Origin of the sequence: Streptomyces millisiae (assembly GCF_031845425.1) — a bacterium.
GTDB lineage: Bacteria > Actinomycetota > Actinomycetes > Streptomycetales > Streptomycetaceae > Streptomyces > Streptomyces millisiae.
Genome location: NZ_JAVREM010000133.1, coordinates 1 through 6623, shown reverse-complemented (window position 1 = coordinate 6623; position 6623 = coordinate 1). Strand labels below are relative to the sequence as shown.

At 72.1% G+C, this 6623-nt stretch carries 7 protein-coding genes; 5 read left to right on the top strand and 2 right to left on the bottom strand.

All coding sequences use genetic code 11. The annotated features are described in order from the left end of the window. Positions 1-35: 35 nt before the first annotated feature. Positions 36-710 carry a phosphate signaling complex protein PhoU gene (gene phoU, locus RNC47_RS35545; RefSeq protein WP_311604949.1) on the bottom strand — a complete coding sequence of 225 codons (675 nt, stop codon included), beginning with the start codon at positions 708-710 and terminating at the stop codon, positions 36-38. 181 nt (positions 711-891) lie between these two features. Between phoU and RNC47_RS35540 the strand changes: the two genes are divergently transcribed. After that, a complete protein-coding gene (locus tag RNC47_RS35540) occupies positions 892-2202 on the top strand; it encodes a sensor histidine kinase (RefSeq protein WP_311604948.1) in 1311 nt (436 codons plus the stop codon). Further along, positions 2199-2879, top strand: coding sequence for a response regulator transcription factor (locus tag RNC47_RS35535; protein WP_132821217.1), 681 nt, complete (start codon positions 2199-2201; stop codon positions 2877-2879). Before RNC47_RS35540 ends, RNC47_RS35535 begins: the two co-directional genes overlap by 4 nt. Before the next feature lie 82 nt (positions 2880-2961). Here the strand turns inward: RNC47_RS35535 and RNC47_RS35530 are convergent, their stop codons facing one another. Further along, entirely contained in the window at positions 2962-3768 is an 807-nt protein-coding gene (locus tag RNC47_RS35530; protein ID WP_311604947.1) for a DUF461 domain-containing protein, read from the bottom strand. Between the two features lie 473 nt (positions 3769-4241). Here RNC47_RS35530 and RNC47_RS35525 point away from each other — a divergent pair, with 473 nt between their 5' ends. The 3 genes from RNC47_RS35525 (at position 4242) to ispF (ending at position 6326) form a co-directional block, all read left to right on the top strand. Continuing rightward, the gene (locus RNC47_RS35525) at positions 4242-4724 is read left to right on the top strand and encodes a CarD family transcriptional regulator (RefSeq protein WP_129841803.1); all 483 of its coding nucleotides are present in this window, start codon (positions 4242-4244) and stop codon (positions 4722-4724) included. Positions 4725-5095: 371 nt separating this feature from the next. Then, a complete protein-coding gene (gene ispD / locus RNC47_RS35520; protein WP_311604945.1) occupies positions 5096-5854 on the top strand; it encodes a 2-C-methyl-D-erythritol 4-phosphate cytidylyltransferase in 759 nt (252 codons plus the stop codon). Then, the gene (ispF, locus tag RNC47_RS35515) at positions 5844-6326 is read left to right on the top strand and encodes a 2-C-methyl-D-erythritol 2,4-cyclodiphosphate synthase (RefSeq protein WP_311604944.1); all 483 of its coding nucleotides are present in this window, start codon (positions 5844-5846) and stop codon (positions 6324-6326) included. Before ispD ends, ispF begins: the two co-directional genes overlap by 11 nt. The last annotated feature ends 297 nt before the right edge of the window (positions 6327-6623 follow it).

The window sequence follows — 6623 nt, the reverse complement described above, 5'->3', positions numbered from 1 at the left end:
GGGTGGGGGAAGAACCGCCGGCCAAGCCCGGCCGGCTAGGCCGTCGTCTCCGGTTCCGGCGCGAACTCGTCGGCGTGCTCGCCCGTCACCAGGTAGACCACGCGGCGCGCGATCGACACCGCGTGGTCGGCGAAGCGCTCGTAGTAGCGGCCGAGCAGCGTCACGTCCACCGCCGTCTCGATCCCGTGGCGCCAGCGGTCGTCCAACAGGTGGCTGAAGAGCGTCCGGTGCAGCGAGTCCATCTCGTCGTCGTCCTGCTCCAGCTGCATCGCCAGCTCGACGTCCTTGGTGATCAGCACCTCCGTCGCCTTGGCCATCAGCCGCTGCGCCAGCTGGCCCATCTCCAGGATGGTGGCCGAGAGATCCCTCGGCACCGCCGAGTCGGGGAACCGTAGCCGCGCCACCTTCGCGACGTGCTGCGCCAGGTCCCCGCACCGCTCCAGGTCCGCGCTCATCCGCAGGCTGGTGACGACGATCCGCAGGTCCGTGGCCACCGGCTGCTGCCGCGCGAGCAGCGCTATGGCCGAGTTCTCCAGGTCGCGATGCATCTCGTCGACCTTCACGTCGGCCTCTATCACGCTCTCCGCGAGCTTCAGGTCGGCGTCCAGCATCGCCGTCGTCGCACGACCGATCGCCGAACCGACGAACCTCGCCATCTCGACCAGGTTGTCGCTGATCGCGTCGAGCTCCTCGTGGTATGCGTCACGCATGACCTCTCGTCCTTCCTCCGCCCGCCTTGCTCTGTCCGTCCCAAGCTCTGCTCGTAAAGCGGCCGTTTCCGCCCCGTCAAGTGAATCATCGCTGTCGGCAAGGTGAACTCTCGCGGGCGGCCGGACGAGCATCTTCAGTCACACCTGTGGTCAGCGGGCAAGCCCCGCATAACCTGAGGATATGGACGTGAACGCGGCGGTCGCCGCAGTGGCAGCGATAGCCGGTCTCTGCACCGGCGTGGTTGCCATGCTGGCATTCCGGCTGAGCGAGCGCGAACGAACCAGGCCACCGCGCACGGCCCAGCCGGCCGAGGCGGTCCTGCCGCCGGGCGTGGACACCGTGCTGTCCGTGCTCCGCTCCTCGGCCGTCGTCCTCGACGAGCACGACGGCGTCGTCAAGGCCAGCTCGGCCGCCTACGCCCTCGGTCTGGTGCGCGGTGGCCGGCTCGCCGTCGAGCCGATGCTGAAGATGGCCCGCGACACCCGCCGCGACGGCGAGATACGGCAGCTGGAGCTCGACCTGCCCAAGCGCGGCAAGCTCGGCCGCGCCGACGTCCTCGCCGTCTCCGCCCGCTCCGCGCCGCTCGGCGCCCGCCTGGTGCTGCTGCTGGTCGAGGACCTCACCGAGGCCCGCCGCATCGAGGCCGTCCGCCGCGACTTCGTCGCCAACGTCAGCCACGAGCTCAAGACCCCGGCCGGCGCGCTCTCCCTGCTCTCCGAGGCAGTGCTCGACGCGGCGGACGACCCCGAGGCCGTCAGCCGCTTCGCCGGCCGGATGCAGAAGGAGGCCACCCGGCTCACCAACCTCATCCAGGAGCTGATCGACCTCTCCCGGGTGCAGGACAACGACATGCTCACCGCCGCCGAGCTGGTGCCCGTCGAGGAGCTGGTCACCGAGGCCCTCGACCGCTGCCGCCAGCACGCCGGGAGCAAGCAGATCACCATCGCCTCCGGCGGCACCGCGGGCCTCGCCGTCTGGGGCAACCGCGGCCAGCTCGCCGCCGCCCTCGGCAACCTGGTGGAGAACGCGGTCAACTACAGCCCGCCCCACACCAGGGTCGCCATCGCCGGCTCCCAGGTCTCGGCGCCCGGCGGCGACCTGGTCGAGATCGCCGTGACCGACCAGGGCATCGGCATCCCCGAGACCGACAAGGAGCGCATCTTCGAGCGCTTCTACCGCGTGGACCCGGCCCGCTCCCGCCAGACCGGCGGCACCGGCCTCGGGCTCGCGATCGTCAAGCATGTGGCAGCCTCGCACGGCGGGGAAGTCATGGTGTGGAGCGCTGAAGGTCAGGGCTCCACCTTCACCCTGCGGCTGCCGGAACCCGGCAGCGCGCGGGAACGCCATCTGGCCGCCCGACGCAAGCGCGAGGGGTTCGGTGGCACCCTGCACGAACCGGCCGAGTTCCCCGACGGCGTCGACGCCGTCGGGGCGACGGAGCCCGACCACACCACCCGCACCAACGAAACCGCCCGGGAGGTCCTCCCGTGACCCGAGTGCTCGTAGTCGAGGACGAGGAGTCTTTCAGCGACGCTCTGTCGTACATGCTCCGCAAGGAGGGCTTCGAGGTCGCCACCGCGGCCACGGGTCCCGAGGGGCTGGACGAGTTCGAGCGCAACGGCGCCGACCTGGTGCTGCTCGACCTCATGCTGCCGGGCCTGCCCGGCACCGAGGTCTGCCGCCAGCTGCGGGGCCGATCGAACGTACCGGTCATCATGGTGACCGCGAAGGACAGTGAGATCGACAAGGTGGTCGGCCTCGAGATAGGGGCCGACGACTACGTGACCAAGCCGTTCTCCTCCCGCGAGCTGGTGGCGCGCATCCGCGCGGTGCTGCGCCGCAGGGGGGAGTCGGAGGAGGAGAGCCCGGCCGCCCTGGAGGCGGGCCCGGTCAGGATGGACGTCGACCGGCACGTGGTCACCGTCTCCGGCCGGAAGGTGGACCTGCCGCTCAAGGAGTTCGACCTGCTGGCGATGCTGCTGCGCAACGCCGGACGGGTGCTCACCAGGATGCAGCTGATCGACCGCGTCTGGGGCGCGGACTACGTGGGGGACACCAAGACCCTCGACGTCCACGTCAAGCGCCTGCGGGCCAAGATCGAGCCCGACCCCGGAACCCCGCGCTACCTGGTCACGGTGCGTGGCCTCGGCTACAAGTTCGAGCCGTAGGCCGCGGGTGCGGCGTGGCCGCGGCGTCGGCCGACCACGCGGGCGGCGGGCGGTGGGGAAGCCCCACCACCCGCCTCTCGTGTCAGAGGTCGACGTCGTCCTCGAGCTCGTCCTCCTCGACGACCTCGCCGCCGGTGCCCTCGGCCGTGCCGCCGTCCGTCGCGCCCTCGGCGGTGCCGTCGCCCTCGGGCGCGCCGCCGGTGCCGGTCTCGCCCGTGCTGCCCTCGGCGGTGCCCTCGGTGGCGCCTTCCACGGTGCCCTCCACGCCCTCGCCGGCGTCGGGTCCCGCGCCCTCGGTGGCGGTGCCCGCCTCGTCGTCACCGGCGCCGTCCGTGCCTCCGGTGGCGTCCGGCGCGGCCGGAGCCGTCGGGGTGGGGGCCCAGTCGCGGTAGTACTCGAAGCCGGCGGTCGTCGGCGACACCACGCGGGCGTAGAGGCCGATGTCGCCGGTGTCGCTCAGCACGAAGACCAGGTGCTGGGCGTTGCCGAGCGCGACCTGGGCCGCCGCCGGGTCGGCGATGACCGCCTCCGGGTTGCCCTCGCCGCCCAGCACCACGCTGCCGTGGCGGGGGACCACCACGCTGCTCTCGCCGTCCGCCGGCACGAGCTCGGCGCGCACGTCGGAGCCCGGCAGGGTGATGGACTCCAGCGTCTGGTCCTGGGACCCGGTGTTGAACAGCCGGGCGGTGACGCCCGCGGGGCCCGAGCCGTCGTCGGCCATGACGACGTTGACGTTCTGCACCTTGATGTCGTCGACCTGGGCGTAGGCGTTGTCCGGCTTGATCTGGCTCGTTCCGGCGTGCTGGCCGGCACCGCAGGCCGCGGTCAGCGCGGCGATCGAGAACGTGAAGACGGCGGCGGTCACGCCGCGTCGAAGACTGCTGCTCACGGCGGCCGCATCTCCTCGAACGGTCAGGATGATCTATCGGCCTCAGGGTACCGACCGCTCTTCCGCCCACCACAACCGGCCCACGGAACGGAACGCGGGGGAAAGCGCGGAGATTGGTCCGCCAAGGGGGCGGCGGGCGATCAGAGGGTGATCACGGAGTGATCAACAGCCGACCGGTTGATCAATTCTTCGATCTCGGGACTGATGCCCGAGGCCATTCTGCCAACCGGGACAAAACGGACAGCTTTCCGGCTTCCGTGGAAGTTCTTTGTGTTCTTCCGGGCGTTCTTGGGCCGACTTCTCCGGCCCGCAAACCCCGCTCCCACCTGCGCATACCTCCCGTTCCGCACCGCCCGAAGCATGCCGAAGCCGCGCTTGTCAACCCCCGAGATATGGCCTGACCTGCGAAAACGTCATTCAATGGGGCGTGTTCCCGTGTTAGCATGGAGAGCCACGGAAGGGGTACCTGTCACATGACGTTCAAGGTTGGCGACACCGTGGTCTATCCCCATCACGGGGCCGCGACGATCGAGGCCATCGAAACTCGCCCGATTAAAGGCGTGGACAAGATCTACTTGGTGCTGAAGGTCGCTCAGGGTGACCTTGAGGTGCGTGTGCCGGCGGAAAACGCCGAGCTCGTCGGTGTGCGCGATGTGGTCGGGCAGGACGGTCTGGACCGGGTCTTCGAGGTGCTGCGCGCGCCTTATGCCGAGGAGCCGACCAACTGGTCCCGCCGTTACAAGGCCAATCTCGAAAAGCTGGCCTCCGGTGACGTCATCAAGGTGGCCGAGGTCGTGCGCGACCTGTGGCGCCGCGAGCGTGAGCGGGGCCTCTCGGCCGGCGAGAAGCGGATGCTCGCGAAGGCGCGACAGATCCTGGTCAGCGAGCTCGCCCTCGCCGAGGCCACGAACGAGGACAAGGCCGAGTCCCTGCTGGACGAGGTCCTCGCCTCCTGAACCGCCGGCCCGCCGACACGGTTGGCGCTGAGCGCCAGGCCGCCTAGGCGATCACCGGTGACACGACAGACAGCCATGCGACAGAAGGCCGCATCGAGTGCGAACCGCTCGCGTCGCCGGCCTACCACCGCAGCGCCCGAAAGGCATTCCCCGTGCCACGCGGGCGCTGTGGCATGTTCGGACAAGCGAACTCACCGCCGCGGAAGCCTTCGCGGGAGATCCGGATTCTCCGGAGACCTCGCGGCCTGGGAGCGTGCCGGGCCCGTGAAGCTGGGCCGACCGGCATGTCACGGAAGGGTCCGATCGTGTGGCCCCGGCACGCTCAGGCCATACCCAACCCCGCCCTGGAAACAAACCTGCACTCGTCACCCATGACCGACATCACACTCCGCCGCGCCGGGCTCGCCCCCGCAGCGGCCGTCATCCCGGCCGCCGGACGCGGCCTCCGCCTGGGCCCCGGCGCCCCCAAGGCGCTGCGCCAGCTCGGCGGCACGCCGATGCTGGTGCACGCGGTCCGCGCCATGGCCCGGGCCAGGGCCGTCACCCTGGTCGTGGTCGTCGCCCCGCCGGGCGAGGCCGAGGCCGTCCGCTCCCTGCTCGACGAGCACCCGCCGCCGCCCGGCGTCGACCAGCTGGTGGTCCAGGGCGGCGAGACCCGCCAGGAATCGGTCCGGCGCGGCCTCGACGCCCTGCCCGACGACATCGAGATCGTCCTCGTCCACGACGCCGCCCGCCCGTTGGTGCCCGTCGACACGGTGGACGCCGTCGCGGCCGCCGTGCGCGCCGGCGCGCCGGCGGTGGTGCCGGCGCTCCCCGTCACCGACACGGTCAAACAGATCGCCGCCCCCAGCGAGCCGCCCGGCGGCCCGGAACCGGTGGTGGCCACCCCGGACCGCGCGCTGCTGCGCGCCGTGCAGACCCCGCAGGGCTTCGACCGCGCCACGCTGGTCGCCGCCCACCAGAAGCACGTCGAGGGGGACGCGACCGACTGCGCGGGCATGGTGGAGCGGCTGGGCGTCCCCGTGGTGCTGGTGCCCGGCCACGAGGAGGCGTTCAAGGTCACCCGCCCCCTCGACCTGGTGCTGGCCGAGGCCGTGCTCGCACGGCGGAGGAAGAACGATGGCTACTGACCGACTGCCCCGCGTCGGCGTGGGCACCGACGTCCACGCCTTCGAGGCCGGCCGCGAACTGTGGTGCGCCGGCCTGCACTGGCCGGACGCCGGCTTCGGCCTCGCCGGCCACTCGGACGGCGACGTCGCGGCGCACGCGGCGTGCGACGCGCTCTTCTCGGCCGCCGGCCTCGGCGACCTCGGCGCGCACTTCGGCACGGACCGCCCCGAGTGGGCCGGCGCCTCGGGCGTCACCCTGCTCACCGAGGCGGCCCGGATCGTCCGGGCCGAGGGATTCACGATCGGCAACGTCGCGATCCAGGTCGTCGGCGTCCGCCCGAAGATCGGCAAGCGGCGGGCCGAGGCCCAACGCGTCCTCTCCGAGGCGGTCGGCGCGCCCGTCTCCGTCTCCGGCACCACCACCGACGGCCTCGGCCTCACCGGCCGAGCGGAGGGCCTGGCGGCGATCGCCACGGCCGTCGTGTTGACCTGACGATTCGCTGCCGCTTGCCGTTGGCCACCGGCGGTGCCGCGCGTTGGCCGCCGGCCCGGGCCACCGGCGCGCTCCGCGCGCCCGGTGCCCGGGCCTGTCGGCCGTGCCGTGCCGTGCCGCGCCCACCCACCCGCCCTCCGGGCGGGTCGTCGCGCGGCACGGGCCTGGCGGCCCGCCGGCCCGCTCGCCGCGCGCAGCGCGGGGATGGGCGGGTGGGTGGGGGAAAAGCCCGGCGCGAAGCGCTCGGGCATTGGGTGGCCAAGCCGCCGCAGGCCCTCGCCCCTCCGGGGCGTGTAC